Source organism: Kitasatospora sp. NPDC008050 (genome assembly GCF_042957465.1).
Classification (GTDB): Bacteria; Actinomycetota; Actinomycetes; order Streptomycetales; family Streptomycetaceae; genus Kitasatospora.
The window spans coordinates 136070-157164 of the sequence record NZ_JBIBIJ010000008.1; the positions used below are offsets into that span (position 1 = coordinate 136070).

Below are 21095 nucleotides of genomic sequence, written 5' to 3' on the forward strand. Positions count from 1 at the left end.
GTCCGTTCCTCACCGTTCGTCATCGTCGTGGTCGCCTCGGGCGGCGGCTTCGAGTTCGCTCAGCACCTGTTCCTCCACCAGCTCCGCCAGCGCGGCGACCGTGCGCGAGACCAGGACGTCGCGGGGGGTCAGCGCGAGGGCGAAGGCGTCGTTGGCGCGGGAGGCGATGAGCAGGGCGCGCATGGAGTCGCCGCCCAGCAGGAAGAAGTCGTCCGTCACGCCCACGGCCGTCTCCAGGGTCTCGGCCCAGATGACCGCCACCGCCTCCTCGGTGGGCGTGCGCGGCGCCAGGTGCTCGGCCGGCTCCGCCTCGGCGGGGGTGGGGTCGGGCAGCGCTGCCCGGTCGGTCTTGCCGTTCTCGGTGAGCGGGAAGCGCTCCAGCACCGCGAAGGCCGAGGGGACCATGGAGCCCGGCAGCGAGCGGGCGACCAGCGCGCGCAGCTCGGCGCCGCCCGGCTGCTCGGTGCCCGGGGCCGCGAGCAGGTGGGCGACCAGGCGCGGCTGCCCCGTGTCGTCCTCGCGCACGCTCACCACCGCGTCCAGCACGCCCGGGTGGCGCACCAGGGCCGCCTCCACCTCGCCCGCCTCGATGCGGTGGCCGCGCAGCTTGAGCTGGTGGTCGGTGCGGCCCAAGTAGTGCAGCTCGCCGTGGGCGTCGCGGCGCACCCGGTCGCCGGTGCGGTACATCCGGGTGCCGGGCGGCCCGAACGGGTCGGCGGTGAAGCGGGCGGCGGTCAGGCCCGGGCGGCCCAGGTAGCCGCGGGCCAGGGCCGGTCCGCTCAGCCACAGCTCGCCCGTCACGCCGTCGGGGACCGGGCGCAGCCGTGCGTCCAGCAGGTAGGCGCCGGTCTGCGGCAGCGGGCGGCCGATCGGCGGCGCGGCGCCGTCCGCGGTGAGCGGCGCGGACCAGGTGGCGACCACGGTGGCCTCGGTGGGGCCGTAGGAGTTGACCATGCGGTGGTGCGGGGCCCAGCGGGCCACGAGTTCGGCGCCGCACGTGTCCGCGCCCACCACCAGCGTCTTCAGGGCGGGCAACGTGCCCGGCACCTCGGGCGGCACGGTGGCCAGCGCGGCCGGTGGCAGCAGGGTGTGGGTGATGCGCTCCTCGCGCAGCACCCGGGCCAGGTGGGCGCCGAGCAGCGGGCCGGGGGCGGGGACGACCAGGCGGGCGCCGTGCGGCAGGGCCATGCACAGCTCCAGGACGCAGGCGTCGAAGCTGGGCGTGGCGAAGGCCAGCACCCGGTCCCCTGGGGCCACTTGATAGTGCGCGGCCTCGGCCGCGCTGAACGCCGCGAGCCCGCGGTGGGTGACCACCACGCCCTTCGGGGTGCCGGTCGAGCCGGAGGTGTAGATCACGTAGGCCGGATCGTCCAGGCCGAGCGGGCGCAGCCGGTCGGCGTCGGTGGGCCGGTGCTCGGGCACGCCCTGCGGCGGCGCGGCCAGCAGTTCGGCGATCTCCTTGGCGTCCAGGGCCAGGGCGGGGGCGGCGTCGCGCAGCATCAGCTCGACCCGCTCGTCCGGGTAACCGGGGTCGACGGGCAGGAACGCGGCGCCCGCCTTCACCACCGCCAGCTGGGCCAGCACCATGTCCGCCGAGCGCGGCAGCAGCAGGGCGACGAGGTCGCCGGGGCCCGCGCCGCGGGCGATCAGCCGGTGCGCCAGACGGTTGGCGTGCGTCTCGGCCTCGGCGAAGGACAGCTCCAGGCCGGCGCCGCTGAGCGCCACCGCGCCCGGCCACCGGTCGACCGCGGCCTCCACCAGGGCGGGCAGGGTGGCGGCGGGTACGGCGCCCAGCCGCGGGCGCACCGCGGCGCGCAGCAGGCGGGCCCGCTGCTCGGCGGGCAGCACGTCGAGCTCGTCCAGGCGCGTGCTCTCCTCGCAGTCGGCCAGCGTGGCCAGGGTGTGCAGCAGCTGGCCGGCCAGCGACTCGGCCGTGGCCGGCTCGAAGTACCGCGCGTCGTAGCCGAGTTCCACACCGATCCGGTCGCCGGGGGAAATGACCACGGTGAGCGGGTAGTTGGTGGCCTCCTTGGCATCGAGGTCGCGGATCCGCAGGCCGTGGGCGCCGGCCGTGGCATCCCCGACCGGGTAGTTCTCGAAGACCACCAGGCTGTCGAACATCGCTGTCCCGGCGGGTACTTCACTCAGGCCTCGGATCTCGCCCAGCGGCAGGTGGTCGAACCGGCGGTCCTCGGCCCGCGCCTGCTGCACCTCGCGCAGCCAGGCACCGCAGGGCGCCTGGCCGTCGACGGTGACCCGCGCGGGCAGGGTGGTGATGAAGAGCCCCACGATGGTGTCGGCGCCGCTCAGGTCGGTGGGCCGGCCGGAGACGGTGGTGCCGAAGCAGACCTGCCCCTCGCCGCTCCAGCGCGACAGCAGCAGCGCCCAGGCGCCCTGCACCACGGTGTTGAGGGTCAGCCGGTGGCGGCGGGCGAACTCCTGGAGCCGGCCGGTCCCGGCCTCGTCGAGCCGCTGGGAGAGCCAGCTGTCACAGCGGGCCGTGGCGTGCCGGGCGGGCCGGCGGTCGTAGGGCAGCGCGGTGGGCGCGCTCAGGCCCGTCAGCGCACCGCGCCAGTGCTCCACCGCGGCGCCGGTGTCGCGGGCGGCCAGCCAGGCGGCGTAGTCGCCGAAGGGCCGGCGCTCGGGCAGGCTGGGCCGCTCCCCGCGGGCGAGCGCGGCGTGGGCGGCCAGCACGTCCCCCAGCACGTGGAAGACGCTCCAGCCGTCCAGCAGGACGTGGTGGAAGGTCCACACCACCCGGACCGCCTCGGGCCCGAGCCGGACCAGCGCCAGGCGCAGCAGCGGGGCCCGGTCCAGGGTCAGCCCGGCGCGCTGCTCGGCGAAGAGCCGTTCCAGCTCCGTCCCGCACCGGTGGGCCGGCAGGTCGCTCCAGTCGTGTTCGGTCACCGGCAGCGTCGCCTCCCGGTGCACCACCTGCAGCGGCACCGGCACGCCCGTGAGGGCCACGGCGGTGCGCAGCACCGGCGTGCGGTCGACCACGTGCTGCCAGGCGGCGGCCAGCGCGGCCAGGTCGCGGGCGCCGTCCAGCACGAAGGTGATGTGCTCGATGTACAGGCCGCTGTCCGCCTCGTCCAGGCCGTGCACGACCATGCCGGTCTGGGTGGGCGTGAGCGGGTAGACCTCGGCCACCTCGCGGCCGGTGCCGACCAGCCGGTCGACCCCCGCCTGGTCCAGGCGGGCGAGCGGGAAGTCGGACGGGGTGCGGCCCCCGGCCCCGGGACCGGCGCAGTGCGCGGCGATCTCCCGCAGCTCATCGGCGAGTTCGGCCGCCAGGTGGGCCACGGTCTCGCGCCGGTACACCTCGCCGGAGTAGGACCAGGTGAACTCCAGCCGGCCCTGCGTCACCTGACCGAGCACGTCCAGCAGGTGCGGCCGCTGGGCCGAGCGGTCCGTCCCGCCGGTGAGCGGACCGTGCGGGCCCGCCAGCAGGCCGCCCGCGGTGGCGCTCCAGTCCTGGCGGCCCAGGTAGTTGAAGCCGACCTGCGGCAGCCCGGGCAGCCGCGGGCTCGGCGCGGGGTGCAGGTGGCGCAGCGCGCCGTAGCCCAGCCCGCCGCGCGGCACGGCCCGCAGGTTCTCCTTGACCGTCTTCAGCGCGCTGCCGAGGTCGGCCCGGCGGGGCACGTCCAGCGCGACGGGGTACATCGTGGTGAACCAGCCGACGGTGCGGGCGAGGTCCACGTCCTCGAACAGCTCCTCGCGGCCGTGGCCCTCCAGCGCCACCGCCACCCTCTCCTGCCCGGTCCAGCGGGCCAGCACCCGGCCGAGCGCGCACAGCAGCACGTCGTTGACCCGGGTGCGGTAGGCCTGCGGGACCTCCTGGAGCAGCCGGCGGGTCTCCTCGGCGTCCAGGCCGGCGGTCACCGTCCGCTCGGTGGCTCCCGTGTTGGCGCCGGGCAGGTCCCTGGGCAGCTCGGACTGCGTGTCGCGCCCGGTGGCCTGCCAGTGGGCGAGTTCGTCGTCGAAGCCGCCGGCCGCGGTGTGCGCGGCCAGCTGCTGGACCCAGGCGCGGAAGGAGGTGCTCTTGGGCCCGAGGTCGGGCCGCCCGCCCGCGCTCAGCGCCTGGTAGGCGCTCTCCAGGTCGGTGAGGATCAGCCGCCAGGAGACCGCGTCCACCACCAGGTGGTGGGCCGCCAGCAGCAGGACCGGGGGCCGGCCTTCGCCCAGGCGGCACAGCGCGGCGCGCAGCAGCGGACCGGCCGTCAGGTCGAAGCCCTCGGACAGCGCCTGGGTCAGCGCCTCCAGCCGGGCTGCGGCCTGCCCCGCCTGCTCGCCGGTCAGGTCGTGCACCCGCAGCTCGGGGGCGGCGCCGGGCGCGGTGCCGTACTGGCGCCAGGCTCCCTGGCCGGCCCTCTCGTACCGCAGGCGCAGCGCGTCGTGGTGTTCCAGTACGACGGCCAGGGCGGAGCGCAGCAGCGTCTCGTCCGGGTCGGTGGCGAGCTGGAAGGAGACGGCCTGGGTGAGGCGGGCGGCATCGCCGCCGAGGGTGTCGAAGAGCCAGTGCTGGACGGGGCCGAGCGGGACCTCGCCCACCACCGCGCCCTGCTCGGCGGTGACGGCCGCGACCGGCGAGTGCTCGGCGGCCAGCGCGAGTTCGGCCAGTGTCTGGTGGGCGAACAGGTGCCGTGGGGTGAGCGAGAGGCCGGCGCGGCGGGCGGCCGAGACGATCTGGATGCCCAGGATCGAGTCGCCGCCGAGCGCGAAGTAGTTGTCGTCCGCGCTCACTTCGGGCACGCCCAGCACCTCGGACCAGATCGCGGCGAGGGTCTGTTCGGCCTCGGTGCGCGGCGGCCGCCGACTGCCGCGGGCCGGGGCGGCCCAGACCGGCTCGGGCAGGGCGCGCCGGTCGAGCTTGCCGGTGGCGCCCAGCGGCAGCCGCGTGAGCGGCACCACCAGGGCGGGCACCAGGTGGTCGGGCAGGCTCCGGCCGAGGAACTCGCGCCAGGCGGCCGCGTCGGGCAGCTCGCCGTCGCGGGCGACCGCGTAGCCGACCAGCCGGCGGTGGCCGTCGTGCTCCACCACCCGGGCGGCAACGGCCGACACCCGGGGGTGGCGGGCCAGCGCGGCCTCGACCTCGCCGAGTTCGATCCGGAAGCCGCGCACCTTGACCTGGTCGTCACCGCGGCCGACGTAGACCAGGTCGCCCTCGGCACTCCAGCGCACCAGGTCGCCGGTGCGGTACATGCGCTCCCCCGGCGGCCCGAAGGGGTCGGGGACGAACCGCTGGGCGGTCAGGCCCGGGCGGCGCAGATAGCCGCGCGCCACGCCCGTGCCGGCCAGGAACAGCTCCCCCGGCACGCCGACGGGCACCGGGCGCAGCCGCTCGTCCAGCACGTAGGCCCGGGCGCCGCCGACCGGCCGGCCGATCGGCGGGTCGCGGTCGGGGTCGGCGGGGTCGCAGGTGAAGGCGGTGGCGTAGACGGTGGCCTCGGTGGGGCCGTAGATGTTCAGCACCCGGCAGCCGGGTATCGCCGCGCGCACCTGGCGTACGGTGCGGGCCGGCAGGCCCTCGCCCGCCAGCACCACCGTGTCGGCGGTCAGCCGCAGCGCGTCCTCGGCCAGCAGCCGGCCCAGCGCCGAGGGCACCGCGCTGAGCAGGCCGGCCCGCCACGGCTCGGCGCGCTCGGCCAGGGCCAGCAGGTCGCGGACGAGTTCCACGCAGCCGCCGGAGAGCAGCGGCGAGAAGATCTCGAACACCGAGACGTCGAAGTTGAGCGAGGTGGCGGCCACCAGGTGGGCCAGTCCGCGGTCGGCGAACTCGGCGGCGGCCCAGTCGGTCAGGGCCAGCACCGAGGCGTGGGCGACCACGACGCCCTTGGGGCGGCCGGTGGAGCCGGAGGTGTGGATCACGTAGGCGGGGTGGTCCGGCAGCAGGGCTGCCCGCCGCTCCTCGTCGCCGAGAGGGGCACCGGAGGCGGCGGCCAGCGCGGCCGCGCAGCCGGGTTCGTCCAGCACGATCCTGGTGAACGTGCCCTGCGGCAGCCGGTCGGCGCTGTCGGCGCTGGTGATGACGGCGTCGGGCCGCACGTCCTCGAAGAGGAACGCGATGCGCTCGGCCGGGTAGCCGGGGTCCACCGGCAGGTAGGCGGCGCCGCTCGTCAGCACCGCGAGCAGCGCCACGACCAGGTCGGCGGTGCGCGGCAGCGCGAGGGCGACGAAGCGCTCGGGGCCGGCGCCGGCGGCGATCAGCAGCCGGGCCAGCCGGTTGGCGCGCTCCGCCAGCTCCCGGTAGGTCAGCTGCTCGGCGCCGCAGCGCACGGCCACCGCCTCGGGGGTGCGCGCGGCCTGGCGGGCGAAGGCCTCGGGCAGGGTGCCGCGCGGCGCCCCGGTCACCGTCCCGCCGAAGCGCCGGACGAGTTCGCGGCCGCGCTCGGGCTCCAGCAGCGGCAGTTCGGCGAGCGGGCGGTCCAGGCCGTCCGCCATCGCCGCCAGCAGGGTGCGCAGGCTCGCCCCGATGCCCTCGATGGTCGCGGCGTCGAAGGCGGTCGGGTCGTAGTCGAGGTTGACCGCCAGGGCCTCGCCGGGGGCCACCACCACGCTGAGCGGGTAGCTGGTCGGCTCCACGTCGCGCTCCGACTCGACGGCCAGGCCGTGCCTGGCCACCGCGTTCTCGTCGAACGGGTAGTTCTCGAAGACCACGATGCTGTCGAACAGGCTCATCCCGCCCGGTACTTCGCTCCAGGATTGGAGCTGGGCGAGCGAGACGAAGTCGTGCCGCCGGGCCTCGGACTGGGCGCTCTGTAGCTCGCGCAGCCAGCCGAGCAGCGGGCGCTGTGCCGCGATCCGCACCCGGGTGGGCTGGGTGTTGATGAACAGGCCCACCATCGAGGTCACGCCCGCGAGTTCGGCGGGCCGGCCGGAGACGATGGTGCCGAACACCACGTCCTCGCCGCCGCCGTAGCGGGAGAGCAGCAGCGCCCAGGCGCCCTGCAGCACGGTGTTGACGGTCAGTCCCGCCTGCTGGGCCACCTCGCGCAGCCGCGCCGACAGCCCGCGCTCCAGGGTCACCCGCACCGAGGACGAGGACGAGGCGCGGTGCGCCTCGGTGGGCCGCCGGTCGCGGGGCAGTTCGGTCGGGGCGAGGAAGCCGGCGAGGCTCTCGCGCCAGTACCGCTCGGCCGCGGCGGTGTCCTGGCCGGCCAGCCAGCGCAGGTAGTCGCCGAAGGGGGCGCGCTCGGGCAGCTGCGGGCGGCGTCCGGTGGTGAGGGCGGCGTACCGCTCGCACACCTCGTCGAAGACCTGGGCCGCGCTCCACCCGTCCAGCAGCACGTGGTGGAAGGTCCACACCAGCCGCACCCGGGTCGGGGAGAGCCGGATCAGGGCCAGGCGCATCAGCGGCGCCCTGCCCAGGTCGATGCCGGCCTGCCGGTCCTCGGCGAGCAGCCGGGCCGTCTCGCGTTCGACGTGTCCGGCCGGCTGCGCGCTCCAGTCGTGCTGGGTCACCGCGAGGGCGGCCCGCTGCTGCACGATCTGGACCGGCTCGGCGCTCTCCTGCCAGGCCAGCCGGGTGCGCAGGATCGGGTTGGCGTCCGCGGTGCGCTGCCAGGCCTCGGCCAGCGCGAGCGGGTCGGTGACGCCGGAGAGCACCAGCTGCACCTGGTTGACGTAGCTGCGCCCCTGCGGGTCCAGCAGGCTGTGGAAGAGCATGCCGGCCTGCATCGGCGTCAGCGGGTAGAGGTCCGCCACCGCGCGGCCGTCCCCGACCAGCCGGTCCACCGCTGCCTGGTCCAGCCGGGCGAGCGGGTAGTCGCAGGGGGTGCGGCCACCGGCGTCCGGGTCGGCGCAGTGCGCGACGATGCCCTCCAGCGCGCTCAGCATGGCCTCGGCGAGCGAGGCGACGGTCGCCTCGCGGTGCCGGGCGCTGCTGTAGTACCAGCTGACCTCCAGGCGGTCGTCCTCGACCCGGGCCACCACGTCCAGCAGGTGCGGGCGCGGGGTGCCGGGCGCCTCCGCGCCGCCGAGGCCGCCGGGGACGGCGCGGACCAGGGCGGCGCCGTCCCGGCCGTCCCCGGCCGCCTCGGCGACCTCGGTGGACCAGTCGAAGCGGCCCAGGTAGTTGAAGCTGATGCCGGGGGTCTTCGCACCGGTCAGGCGCTCCTCACGGCCGAGGTAGCGCAGCGCGCCGTAGCCCAGGCCCCGGTCCGGCACGGCCCGCAGCTGCTCCTTGACCGACTTCAGCGCGGTGCCCCAGTCCCCCTGGGGGACCTGCAGGGCGACGGGGAAGAGCGCGGTGAACCAGCCGACGGTGCGGGAGAGGTCGACGTCCTCGAACAGGTGGTCCGCGCGGCCGTGCCCCTCCAGGCCGACCGCGACCGTCCGCCGCCCGGTCCACCCGGCCAGCGCGTGGCCCAGCGCGGTGAGCAGCACCTCGTCGATCCGGGTGCGGTAGACCCCGGGCACCTGACGCAGCAGCGCGTCGGTGCGCTCGCGGTCGAGCCGGACGGTCACCGCCCGCGTCTCGGCTGCGGTGTTGCCGTCCGCAGCGGTCGCGCCCTCGCCGTCCTGGGGCAGCGGGACGGCGCAGTGCCGGGCGACCGCCTCCCAGTGGGCGCGCTGGTCCGCGAAGCCGCCGCTCGCGGTGTGCGCGCGCAGCCGGCGGGTCCACTCCCGCACCGAGGTGGTGCGGGCGGGCAGGCGCAGCGGCCGGCCCTCGGCGGCCTGCCGGTAGGCGGTCTCCAGGTCCTCCAGCAGCACCCGCCAGGAGACGCCGTCAACCACCAGGTGGTGGACGGCCAGCAGCAGCCGGGCGGGGCGGGTGGCAGCGGCGGTGAAGAGCCGGGCGGTGAGCAGCGGGCGGGTGTCGAGGCGGAACGACTCGTGGGCGGCCTCCGTCAGTTCGGCCTCGGCCCGCTCGGCCGCGGCCTCGGTCAGGCCGCCGAGCTCGCAGACCTCCAGCAGTTCGGGCGCGGGGGCCTCGGCGGGGGCGCAGTCCTGCTGCCAGCCGCCGTCGCCGTCACCGTCGGTGGTGAACCGGGAGCGCAGGGCGTCGTGGTGCGCCCACAGGGCCGTCAGGGCGCGGCGCAGCAGGCCCGGGTCGACCTCGGCGGGCACCTGCAGGACGACGGACTGGTTGAAGAAGTCGGCGTGTGCGGGGTGCGGGTCGAGGAACCAGTGCTGGATGGGGTTCAGCCCGACCTCGCCGTGCACCGGTTCGGTGCCCGCCACCGTGACGGCGGTGCCGGCGGCCGCGGCCAGCGCGGCGATGGTGGGCCGGCGGAACAGGTCGCGCGGGCTCAGCGCGATCCCGGCGGCGCGGGCGCGGGAGACGACCTGGATGCTCAGGATCGAATCGCCGCCCAGCATGAAGAAGTTGTCGTCGACGCCGACCCTCGCCACGCCGAGCAGCTCGGCCCAGAGGTCGGCCAGCACCCGCTCGGTGCCGGTGCGCGGGGCCCGGTAGGCGCTGTCCTGGGCCGCCGACCAGTCGGGGGCGGGCAGCTGCCGCCGGTCCACCTTGCCGTTGGCGGTCAGCGGCAGGGCCGGCACCGCGACGAACGCGGCGGGCAGCATGTAGTCGGGCAGTTCGGCCGCCAGATGGGCGCGCAGTTCGGTGGCGGGCGGCAGCGTGGCGCCGGTGGCCGGGACCAGGTGGGCGGCCAGGCGCTTGCGTCCGGCGTCCTGGTGGAGCGAGACCAGGGCCTCGGCGACGTCCGGGTGGCTGGTCAGCCGCGCCTCGATCTCGGCGGGTTCGATGCGGAATCCGCGGATCTTGATCTGGTCGTCGGCACGGCCCACGAAGTGCAGTTCGCCGTCCTCGCTCCAGCGCGCGGTGTCGCCGGTGCGGTACATCCGGCTCCCGGGCGGCCCGAAGGGGTCGGCGAGGTAGCGGGCGGCGCTCTCGCCGGGCCGCCCCGCGTAGCCCCGGGCCAGTCCGGCGCCGGCGATGTACAACGCCCCCGCGATGCCCGGCGGTTGCGGCTGCAGCGCGTCGTCCAGCACGTACACCCGGGTGTTGTCCAGCGGGCGTCCGATGGGCAGCACGGCGGGCAGCGCGTCACCGGCGCGGAAGACCCGGCGGGTGGCGAAGGTGGTGGTCTCGGTCGGGCCGTAGCCGTCCACCACGGTCAGCTCCGGGCAGGCGTCCAGCACGCGGCGCACCACCGCGCCCGGCACGGCCTCGCCGCCGGTCCACACCTCGCGCGCGCCGCGCAGGCAGCCGGGGTCCTCCTGGGCGAGCAGGCGCAGCAGGCCGACGGTCAGCCACAGGCAGCGCACGCCCTGCTCGGTGACGGCGCGGCGCACCAGGTCGGCGTCCAGCTCCACCGGCGGCAGCAGCACGGCCGTGCCGCCGCGCAGCAGCGGCACCCACACCTCGTAGGTGGCCGCGTCGAAGGCGTGCGGGGAGTGCACCAGCACCCGGTCGTGGCCGGTGAAGGCCCGGTCCAGGGCGAGCGCGGCGACATCGCGCTGGCGCACCGCGACGCCCTTGGGGGCGCCGGTCGAGCCGGAGGTGAACATCAGGTACTGCACGTTGTCGGGGTGGACCGCCGGGGCCGGCGTGCTGCCGGTGGGCTCCGGCGCATCGGCGGCGGCGCCCGTCCCGTCCAGGCGCAGGACCCCCTCGCCCGGGCACAGCTCGTGGGCCGTGCTCGCCCAGTCCGCGTCGGTGAGCAGCAGCTCGGCGCCCGCCTCGGTGAGCATCCGGCGCAGCCGCTCGCGCGGCGCCCGGCCGTCCAGCGGCAGGTAGGCCGCGCCGGTGCGGACCAGGGCCAGCTGGGCGACGATCAGCCCCACGGAGCGGTTCATCAGCACCCCGACCGGCTCTTCCACCCGGGTGCCGAGCGCGAGCAGGCGGCGGGCCAGGGCCTCGGCGCGGGCGTCGAGTTCGCGGTAGCTCAGGCGCTCGTGGCCGGCCTCCAGCGCGAGGGCCTCGGGCGTGCGGCGCACCTGCTCGGCGAAGAGCTCGGCCACGCTGCGCTCGGGCAGCTCGGTGGCGGTGTCGTTCCACGCGCCGAGCACCCGGGCGCGCGCCTCGGGGGTCAGCAACGGCAGCCGGGTGGGCGCGAGGTGGCCGCCCTCGGGCATGCCGCCCAGCAGCACCGTCAGGTGCCCGGCCAGCCGCCGCACCGTGGCGGCGTCGAACAGCTCCGGGTCGTAGCACAGCCGCAGGGCCAGTTCCTGCCCCGGGTAGGCCACCAGGCTCAGCGGGTAGTTGGTGGTCTCGATGCCGTCCAGACCGCTCAGCCGCAGGCCGTGCGCGGCGGCGAGCTCCCCGTCCACCGGGTAGTTCTCGAAGACCACGATGCTGTCGAACAGGGCGACCCGCTCGGCGAGTTCGGTGAAGCTCCGGATCCGGGTGAGCGGGACGAAGTCGAAGCGCCGGTCCTCGCTCTGCTCCCGCTGCAGGGCGCGCAGCCAGTCCAGCAGGGTGCCGTCGGCCGGCAGCGCGACCCGGGTGGGCAGGGTGGTGATGAACAGGCCGGTCATGCTCTCGGAGCCGGGCAGCTCGGCCGGGCGCCCGGAGACGGTGGTGCCGAACACCACCTCGTCCCGGCCTGCCTGACGGCCCAGCAGCAGTGCCCAGGCGCCCTGCACCAGGGTGTTCAGGGTCAGGCCCGAGCCCTTGGCGAACCTCTCCAGCGCCCGGGTGGCGGCCGCGGGCAGCGTGACCTTCACGGCCCGGGTGGACTCCGCGCGGTGGCTGTCGCGCGGCTCGCGGTCGAAGGGCAGCGCGGTGGCCTCGGTCAGCGCGGCCAGCCGGTCCTGCCAGTGCCGCTCGGCCCGCGCCCAGTCGCGCTCGCGCAGCCAGGCCACGTACTCGCCGAAGGGGCGGCGCTCGGGCACGGCGGGCGCCCCGGAGCCGGGCAGCGCCGCGTGGGCGGCGAAGACGTCGGAGAGCACCTGGAACAGGCTCCAGCCGTCGAGCACCAGGTGGTGGAAGGACCACACCACCTGCACGGCCCTCTCGCCGACCCGGGCGAGCACCAGGCGCTGCAGCGGAGCCTGCGCCAGGTCGATGCCGCGCGCCCGGTCGTGGTCCAGCAGCTCGGCCAGCCGGCCGCGGCGCTCGTCCTCGGACAGCTCGCGCCAGTCCAGCTGGGTCACCGGCACCGGCGCCCGGCGCTGCACCACCAGCAGCGGCTCGGGCACCTCCTGCCAGCGGACGCGGGCGCGCAGCACCTCGGTGCGATCGCTCGCCCACTGCCAGGCCGCGGCCAGCGCGTGCGGGTCGGCGACGCCGTCCAGGACGAAGGTCAGCTGCTGGAAGTAGACCCCGCTGTCCTCCTGGGCCAGGCCGTGGAAGAGCATGCCGGACTGGGTCGGTGTCAGCGGCAGCACGTCCGCCACCGCGCCCGGGTCCTCCCCGGTGATCCGGTCCACGGCGGCCTGGTCGAGCCGGGCGAGCGGGAAGTCGGACGGGGTGCGCCCGCCGGTGCCCGGCCGCGCGGCGTACCCGGCGAGATCGGACAGCGCCTCGGCGAACCGCTCGGCCAACGCCTCGACCGTCGAGCGCCGGTGCACCTGGTCGGAGTAGAACCAGGTGAACTCCAGCGCGTCGCCGTCCAGGTGGCCGACCACCTCCAACGGGTGCGGACGCGTCGTCAGCGGGTCGGCGTCCAGCTCCAGCGGCCGGAAGGTGCCGCGGACCAGCCCCTTCGAGCCCGCACCGAACCCGAGGCGCCCCAGGTAGTTGAAGCTGATCCGGGCAGGCGCCGCCTGGGGTGCGGTGCCGGGCCGGCCCAGCCGGCGCTGGGCCTCGAAGCCCAGACCGTGCCGGGGGACGGCACGCAGCTGCTCCTTGACCTGCTTGAGGACGGCGTCCCAGCCGGCCTCGGCGGGCACGGCCAGGGCGACGGGGTGGCGGGTGGTGAACCAGCCGACGGTGCGGCTGAGGTCGAGGTCGGCGAAGAGCTCCTCCCGGCCGTGCCCCTCGACGTCCACCACCACCCGCTCCGGCCCGCCGGCCACGCACAGCGCCCGGCCCAGGGCGCTCAGCAGCACGTCGTTGACCTGGGTGCGGTAGGTGTCGGGCAGGGTGCGCAGCAGGACCGAGGTGTCGGCCGGGCTCAGCCGCACGGTCACCGAGCGGGCCGAGGCATAGGTGCCGGCGCCGGCCGGCTCGACGGCCAACGGGTCAGCGGCCGAAGGCTCGGCGGCCAACGGGTCGGCGGCCAGTGGTTCGAGCGCCCGTGGTCCGCTCGCCGCCGGGACGGCCTGCGCCCAGTACGCCGACTCGTCCTCGAAGCCGCCCTCGGCGACGTACGCCGCCAGCCGCCCGGCCCAGTGCCGCAGCGCCGAGGACTTCGCGGGCAGCGCCGCCGCGCCGTCGCGGCCCTCGCGGCGGGCCTGGTAGGCGGTGTCGAGGTCCTCCAGCAGCACCCGCCAGGAGACCCCGTCCACCACCAGGTGGTGCACCGCGAGGTGCAGGACCGGCGGGCGGCCCGGACCCCGCTCGTGCAGCACGGCGCGCAGCAGCGGGTCCCGGCCCAGGTCGAAGGGGCCGAAGTGGGGGGTGTCGGTGTCGGGCCCGCTGTGGCGCGGCAGGGCGATCCGGGGCAGCCGGTCCTCGATCCGCCAGCGCACACCGGCGGCGTCGGCAGCACCGGCATCGGCACCTGACACCGCGTCGGTGGCGGAGAAGGCCGAGCGCAGCGCGTCGTGGTGGGCGAGCAGGTCGTTGAGCGCCTCCTCCAGGGCCGCCGGGTCCACCTCCTCGGGCAGGCGCAGGGAGAGCGCCTGGGCGAAGTGGCCGGCCCGGCCGGCGGCGTTGTCGAACCACCAGCGCTGGATGGGCGTCAGCGGGCTCGGTCCGGTGGCGGGCAGCGCGGCGGGAGCGGCCGGCTGCCGGCTGCCCGCGGCGTCCGCGCACCGGGCGAGGGCGGCGAGACTCTGGTGCCGGTAGAGGTCCCGGGAGGTCACCTGCAGCCCTGCCTGCCGGGCCCGGGCCACCACCTGGATGCTCAGGATCGAGTCGCCGCCGAGTTCGAAGAAGTTGTCGTCGGCGCCGACCCGTTCGAGGTGCAGGACCTGCGCCCAGATGACGCCGAAGGCCTGTTCGGTGGGCGTGCGGGGGGCGACGTGGCGCACGGCGCGCACGGCCGGTCCCGGGTCGGGGAGCCGGCTGCGGTCGAGCCCGCCCTCGGCGTCCAGCGGCAGCGCGGGCAGCACCACCACGGTGGCGGGGACCAGGTGGTCGGGCAGCGTGCGGCCGAGCGCCCGGCGCACGGCCTCGGGCTCCAGGTCGGCCTGCGGAGCGGGGACGACATAGCCGATCAGGCGCCGGGTGCCGTCGTCCGCCCGGACGGTGGCAGCCGCCTGGGCCACGCCCTCGCAGCCGCGCAGCGCCTGCGCCACCTCGCCGAGGTCGATGCCCAGGCCCCGGACCCTGACCTGCTGGTCGACCCGGCCGACGTACTCCAGCCCGCGATCGGGGGTCCAGCGCACCAGCTCCCCGGTGCGGTACATGAGCGCTCCCGGCCGGCCGAACGGGTCGGCGACGAAGCGGGTGGCCCTCGGCCCGGGGCGGTGCGGCTCCGCGCGCGCCGGCGCATCGCCCCCGAGGTACAACTCGCCCACCACGCCCTGGGGTTGCGGGCGCAGCTGGCCGTCCAGGAGGTAGACCCTGGCCGCTCCCCCACTGATCAGGCGGGAGATCTCCGCGGGCAGCCCGGCATCCGGCCCGGCCTGCCGCGCGGCCGCAAGGTCCCGGCCGGCGAGGGCGGGCGGGTTCCAGGAGTCGAGCAGCGTGCGCTCCTCCTCCTCGGTGAGCATGGGCAGTTCGGCCAGCGTGCGCTGCGGGCCGTCCGCCATGCCCGCCAGCAGGCGGTGCAGGTGGCGGGTCAGCCGGGCCACGGTCGGCGCGTCGAACAGGTCGGTGTTGTACTCGGCCGTCAGGGTGCAGCCGCCCGCGGCGTGCGGGGCGAACTCCAGCACCAGGTCGAAGCGGGCCGCCGGGCGCGGCAGCGGATGGTCCTCGAACCGCAGGCCGCCGGCGGGCGGCAGGGCGGCGGCGGTGGCCTGCTGGACCACGAGCACCTGCACCAGCGGGGTGCGGCTGGGGTCCCGGGGCGGGGCCAGTTCCTCGACCACCCGGTCGAAGGGCACCCCGGCGTGGACGAAGGCGTCCAGCACGGTCGTGCGCATGGTCTCGACGAACCGGTCGACGGTGGCCGCCTCGTCCACCTCGCCGCGCAGCACGACCGTGTTGGCGAAGAAGCCGCTCACCTCCTCCAGTTCGCGGCGCTCACGCCCGTTGGTGACGGTGCCGAAGGCCACGTCCCGCCGGCCGGACCAGCGCGCGAACAGCAGCGCGCAGCCGCCGGCCAGCAGGGTGAAGAGGGTCGCGCCCCGGCCGGTGGCGAGCTGCCGCAGCCGGTCGACCAGCTGCGCGGGCAGGTGGTGGTGGTGCGCGGCGCCGGCGGTGGTGCGCAGCTCGGGCCTGGGCCGGTCGGTGGGCAGCTGCAGGGTTTCGAGTCCGGCCAGCCACCGCCTCCAGTAGTCGAGGTCCGCGGCCTCGTCGGCCCGCTGCCCCCGCTGCTCCCACACCGCGAAGTCGGGGTACTGCAGGGCCGGGGCGGGCAGGCCGTCCGGCTCGCCGGTGACCTGCGCGCGGTAGAGCGCGGCCAGTTCGCGGGTGAGGACGCCCACCGACCAGCCGTCGGTGATGATGTGGTGCTGGCCGAGCAGCAGCAGGTGCTCGTCGGCGGCCAGGCGCACCAGCAGCGCCCGGGCCAGCGGTCCGGTGGACAGGTCGTAGGGGCGGCCCAGCTCCTCGGTCAGCAGCCGGTCGGCCTGCGCCGCGCGCAGCTCCGCGGGCAGCTCGCCGAGGTCGGCCGTGCGCAGCGGCAGCGAGCCGGCCCGGGCGATCCGCTGCACGCCCTGCCCCTCGACGGTGGCGAAGGTGGTGCGCAGCGAGTCGTGACGGTCCGTCAGGCGGTCCAGTGCGCGGCGCAGGGCCTCGGGATCCACGGTGCCGCGCAGCCGCAGCACCACGCCGGTGTTGTACTCGGTGCTGCCGGCGGTCAGGTCGTCGAGGAACCACAGCCGCCGCTGGGCGCTGGACAGCGGCAGCGGACGCTCGCGCGGGGCGGGCGGGATCGGCTCCGGCGGCGCGGCGGCGTGCCGTTCGTCCAGCAGCGGGGCCAGCGCGGCGACGGTGCGCGCGGTGAAGAGGTCCCGCAGGGTGAGCCGCACGCCCAGCTCCGCCCGCACCCGGGCCAGCACCTTGGCGGCGAGGATCGAGTCGCCGCCCAGCTCGAAGAAATCGTCAGCCGCCCCGACGGCGTCGACCCCCAGCGCCTGCGCCCAGATGGCGGCCAGGGCCCGCTCGGGCGCGGTGCGCGGCGCGAGGTGGCCGGCCGCGGTGGGGCGGGCGGGGGCGGGCAGCGCCTGCCGGTCGATCTTGTGCTGCGCGGTGAGCGGCAGGGTCTCCAGGACCACGATCGCGGCGGGCACCAGGTGGGCGGGCAGGGCGGCGGCCAAGGCGGCCCGCAGGGCCCCGGGATCAGGGGTGTGCTCCGGCGCGAGCGGAGTGACGTAGCCGACCAGCCGCTGCTGGCCGGGTTCGTCCTCGCGGACCACGACGACGGCCTCGGCCACCTCGCGCTGCGCGCGCAGCGCCGTCTCGATCTCCCCGGGCTCGATCCGAAAGCCCCGGAGCTTCACCTGCCGGTCGAGCCGGCCGAGGAACTCCAGCTCGCCGTCCGCACTCCAGCGGGCCCGGTCGCCGGTGCGGTAGAGCCGGGCGCCGGGGACGCCGAAGGGGTCGGGGACGAAGCGCGCGGCGGTCAGGCCCGGGCGGCCCAGGTAGCCGCGCGCCACCGCGCCCCCGCCGATGTACAACTCACCGTCCACGCCGGCTGGTTGGGGGATCATCGCGGCGTCCAGGACGTACACCCGGGTGTGCGGCAGCGCGCCGCCGATCGACGGTGTGCCGGTGCCGGCCGACAGCGGCCCGGTCCAGGTGGCGACGATGGTGGCCTCGGTGGGGCCGTACGAGTTGATCATGCGTCGGCCGGGCGCCCAGCGGTCCACCAGCGCGGCCGGGCAGGCCTCGGCGCCGACGATCAGCGTGCGCAGGTGGCCCGCGACGATGCCCTCCCCCGGCCCGGGGGCGGGGAGGGTGGCCAGCGCCGCCGGCGGGATGAGGGCATGGCTGATCCGGTGCTCGTCCAGCACGGCGGCCAGTTCCTCGCCCAGCCAGGGGCCGTCGGGGGGAATCACCAGGGTGGCGCCGGACAGCACGGAGATGAAGAGCTCCAGCACCGAGGCGTCGAAGCTGGGCGAGGAGAACTGCAGCACGCGGTCCCCGGGCCGCACCGCGTAGCGCTCGATGGCGGCCGCGGTGAACCCGCCGATGCCGCGGTGGGTGACCACCACGCCCTTGGGCCGGCCGGTGGAGCCCGAGGTGTAGATCACATACGCGGCGTGGTCGGTGCCGGCCAAGGGCGGGAGGGCAGCGGCCCGTTCGACGCCGCCCGGGCCGCCCGCCCCGGTCGCGCCGTCCGACCCGTCCGACCCGGTCGCGCCGTCCGACCCGTCCGCCTTGTCGGCCTCCAGCACCCCGCGGACCTCGGTCAGGTCGTCCAGGGTCACCGCGGGGGCCGCGTCGGTGAGCATCAGCTCCCGCCGCTCGGCGGGGTAGGCCGGGTCCACCGGCAGGAAGGCGGCGCCGGCCCGCGCGACGGCCAGCTCCGCCGCGATCAGCTCCATCGAGCGCGGCAGCACCAGCGCCACCGTCCGGTCCGGTCCGGCACCGCGCCGCTCCAGGTGGGCGGCCAACCGGTCGGCCCGGGCCGCCAGTTCCCGGTAGCTCCAGGTGCGCCGGCCGTCGGTCACCGCGGGCGCGTGCGGGGTGCGGGCGACCCAGGCGGCGAACAGCTCACCGAGCGTCCGGTCTCCCGGCAGCGGGGCCACGCCGCCGGCCGGCGGCTCGGCGGTGCCACCGGCCTGCGGCGAGCTCAACGCGGCTACGGGCTGGTCGGGCTGGTCGGCCATGCGTGAAGTCCTTCTGGGTCGGGAGGAGGCGGCGCGGGCGAGGGGCGGGCGGGCAGCCCGCAGACCCACGGCGGCGGTGCCGGTGGGTGTGCGGGCGCGCCCGGGTGCTGCCCGGCGCTGCGAACTGGCGGGCGGGCCGGTGGTCGGGCCGGTGGTCGGGCCGGCCGGCTCAGGCGGGGCCGGTGCGGCGGGCCGTGCGCCCGGATATCTGGACCCGGTCGATCACACCGGTGGCGGGGTCGCGGTGGAACCGTCCGCCGGGCTCGGGGCGACCGGTGTCCGGGTCGACCAGATCGCAGGACAGATCGGGGTAGCAGAGCAGCGGGATCGGCAGGTCGCCGTCGACCGAGAGCGTCGGCGAGCCGTCGGGCTCCAGCGCGACGCGGTACCGGATGCCGCCGTTGACGTAGTCCCCCGCGCACTCGGGCAGGGAGAGCAGGGCGACGGGACCGCGCAGGGCCACCGGCGCGATGGCGGCGGGCACCCGCACGCCGGCGACACGGGCCAGCTCCTCGGCGAGGTCGCGCCAGAGCGCGGTGGCGGCACCGGCGTTGCCCGTGAAGGCGACCACCACGCCACTGTCCGGCTCGACCCGCAGGTGGCAGGAGGTGCCCTGGGCGTTGCCGTCGTGGCCGCACCACAGCCGGCCGTCCTGCCGGAAGAGGGCCGGGCCCAGCCCCCAGCCGTCCGCCAGCACACCCGGCCGGGCGGCGGGCTGGGGGCGGCGCATCTCCAGGGCGACGGCCTTCGGCAGGACCTCGCTGCGGCCGGCCAGCGCGCGGCCGAGCGCGGCGAGGTCGACGGCGCTCGCCAGCAGGGCGCCGGCCGGGGCCTCCAGCGGAGCCAGGTTCTGCCGCACCGCACGCACCCGGCCGGTGGCGGTGTTGACGGCGTGGCCGGCGGCGACCGGGCGGGCGGGGGCCGGGATGCCGAGCACCGCGGGCACGGTGCCCAGGGGCTCCAGCAGCAGGGTGCGCACGGCCTCGTGCCACGGCATGCCGGTCACCGCCTCCACCAGCCGGCCGGCCGCGACATAGCCGGCGTTGGAGTAGGAGAAGTCGGTCCCGGGCGGGAACAGCACGTCCCGGGCGGTGCACACGGAGGCCAGGTAGTGGGCCGGTGTGGTCCGCCCCGCGGTGTCGGAGTCGGGCCCGGTGGGCAGGCCGCCGGTGTGGCTCAGCAGCTGGCGGATCGTTACTTCAGGCAGCTTGCGCAGCTCGGGGAGGTAGTCCGCGGCGGGGTCGTCCGGGTCGAGGTCACCGTCGTCGGCCAGCAGCATCACCAGGGCGGCCGTGTAGGGCTTGGTGAGCGAGCCGAGCGGGACGGCGGTGTCCGCGGTGAGTGGGGCGCCGGTGGTGGCATCGGCCGCACCGGTGTGCAGGGCGAGGACCTCCGAGCCGGTGTCCAGGACGAGTTGGGCTCCAGGGACGTGGTGTCTGCGCGCCAGGGTGTCGAGCCGGTCCTGCAGCTCTCGCTGTAAGAGGAACGGCGCGCGCTCGCGGACCAGGGCGGTGCTGGAGTACGGCATGAGAAGGGGGCTCCCGTGGACTGGGTCTCATGTGCGGACGTGGCGGCCGGCCGCGGGTGAGCGCGGGGGCCGACCGGGGCGCGGATGCGCCGGACCTTGCGGCCTAGGTTCTGACGACCTCGACCGGCAACAGGGCGACGAAGAAGACTCTCTGATGATGCGTCAGGTGGACCCCGCGGTGGGGGCGAGCGGGGAGAGGTCCGAGGAGAACGTGACCGGATCGGCGAGCACGGTGGCCACGCTCTCGTGGCCCAGGACCCGCCAGACCTGCCAGACCCGCCAGACCTGCCGGCCCGCCGCGTAGCGCACCGGTCCGGTCTCGCGTAACTTACGCCGGCGTTCGGGTATGTCCTCCAAAGCTACTGAGTAGTACCGTATCTGATTGCCAGTCAACTTTTCTCCTTGAGCACGGCTCCGGGGGAAGCCGGGACCAGGCAGGGGCAGCGCCGGGCAGGGCATGGCGAGCCGGCAGGCGGCCGCGAAGGCGGCGCCGATACCCACTCGCTCGTCCGCCGACCTGTCCGCCCGCACGCAGAACCGCACCGCGCCGGAGCCCGCGAGGGCGCCCCGGCGAGGCGGGTGCGACTCAGGCAACGTCCCGGGGAGGGACGAACGGCTTTGTGCCGTCAGCCTGTTGTCGAGGCAGAACAGAGCACGGCGGAGCAGGACCCGGCACAGCGAAGCACAACAGAGCAGAGCACGGCAGAACGAGGCCGCGTCAACACGCCCGTCGAAGGACGGAGCGGTTCAGCGGTCGGCCGTCATCTCCGGCCCCAGCCGGCACAGCGGACCAACCCGACATAGCAAACCCCCCAACATCTTCCATCGAACCGCTGCGCGGAACCCCTCCACGGCAGGCGATACGGATCGCACGGAGCCGGGGACAGGAACGCTCACAACGACGAACCCGCCACAGTCTTCACGGTGCGTCACTCCGTTGCAACCCCTTGCGGTTGAACGAGGGTCAACTCTCACGCGATCCGGCCCTGGTGTGATATCCCGGCCAGGTCGCCGCCCTCGCGTCTGCCCGACCACCGCGGCGCAAACCCGGAAACCGCACGGCCGGCGCCCCAACACGGTAAACTGGAGGGACAGTTGCCATTTGAGCTGGTCCGAGGCCGGTCGCCCGTCAGGGCCCCGAGCGGTCCAGCCACGTTCACCTGCCGCGAGGCCGAGTCCATCGGGTCCCCGGCCGCGTCGAGGAGGTGGGGGCATGCCGTGCTGCCGTCGGGGCCCAGGGCCTGTCCGACAATTCACGCCCAGCCGGACGTGACGTTGCAGCGCGGCCGAGGTCCCGCTGCCCGCACCACGACGCCCCGCTGCCCGCACCCCGCACAGAGCGGCTGGCCCAGCCGGGCGTCACAGGTGCAGCGTGGCCGGCTCCGCCGCCGACAGGGTGAGTCCGGCCGCCGCCGCGGAGTCGCGGATACCGGCCGGCCGGCGCGCGCCCAGTCGGCGAACGGCACGGCGGGGTCCGGCTTGTGCAGCTGGTAGAGGCCGATCGCCGCCCCACCGAGCCGGGCGGCCGACCCCTCGGCCGCCCGCCGCAGGTGGCGCGGATCGCCGTCGACCGTCCACGACCCGCCGCCGGGCCGGCCGCGACCGGTGGTGG

General features: G+C 76.2%; 3 protein-coding genes and 1 pseudogene. All 4 read right to left on the bottom strand.

Going from position 1 to position 21095, the window contains the following annotated elements; all coding sequences use genetic code 11:
- Nucleotides 1-9 precede the first annotated feature (9 nt).
- Nucleotides 10-17955 (bottom strand): non-ribosomal peptide synthase/polyketide synthase, encoded by a 17946-nt coding sequence (locus ACFZB9_RS17875; protein WP_391448148.1) that lies wholly within the window; start codon nt 17953-17955, stop codon nt 10-12.
- A gap of 169 nt (nt 17956-18124) precedes the next feature.
- On the bottom strand, nt 18125-19483 hold the full coding sequence (locus ACFZB9_RS17880) for a serine hydrolase domain-containing protein (RefSeq protein WP_391448150.1): 1359 nt from the start codon (nt 19481-19483) through the stop codon (nt 18125-18127).
- Nucleotides 19484-19645: 162 nt separating this feature from the next.
- On the bottom strand, nt 19646-19876 hold the full coding sequence (locus tag ACFZB9_RS17885; protein ID WP_391448152.1) for a hypothetical protein: 231 nt from the start codon (nt 19874-19876) through the stop codon (nt 19646-19648).
- A gap of 1045 nt (nt 19877-20921) precedes the next feature.
- Nucleotides 20922-21087 (bottom strand): annotated as a pseudogene (locus ACFZB9_RS17890) (aldo/keto reductase); the annotation flags it as partial.
- Nucleotides 21088-21095 lie beyond the last annotated feature (8 nt).

Excerpts from the sequence above, each read along its gene's own strand:
- ACFZB9_RS17875 (WP_391448148.1), bottom strand. The coding sequence starts at position 17,955 with ATGGCCGACCAGCCCGACCAGCCCGTAGCCGCGTTGAGCTCGCCGCAG.
- ACFZB9_RS17880 (WP_391448150.1), bottom strand. The coding sequence starts at position 19,483 with ATGCCGTACTCCAGCACCGCCCTGGTCCGCGAGCGCGCGCCGTTCCTC.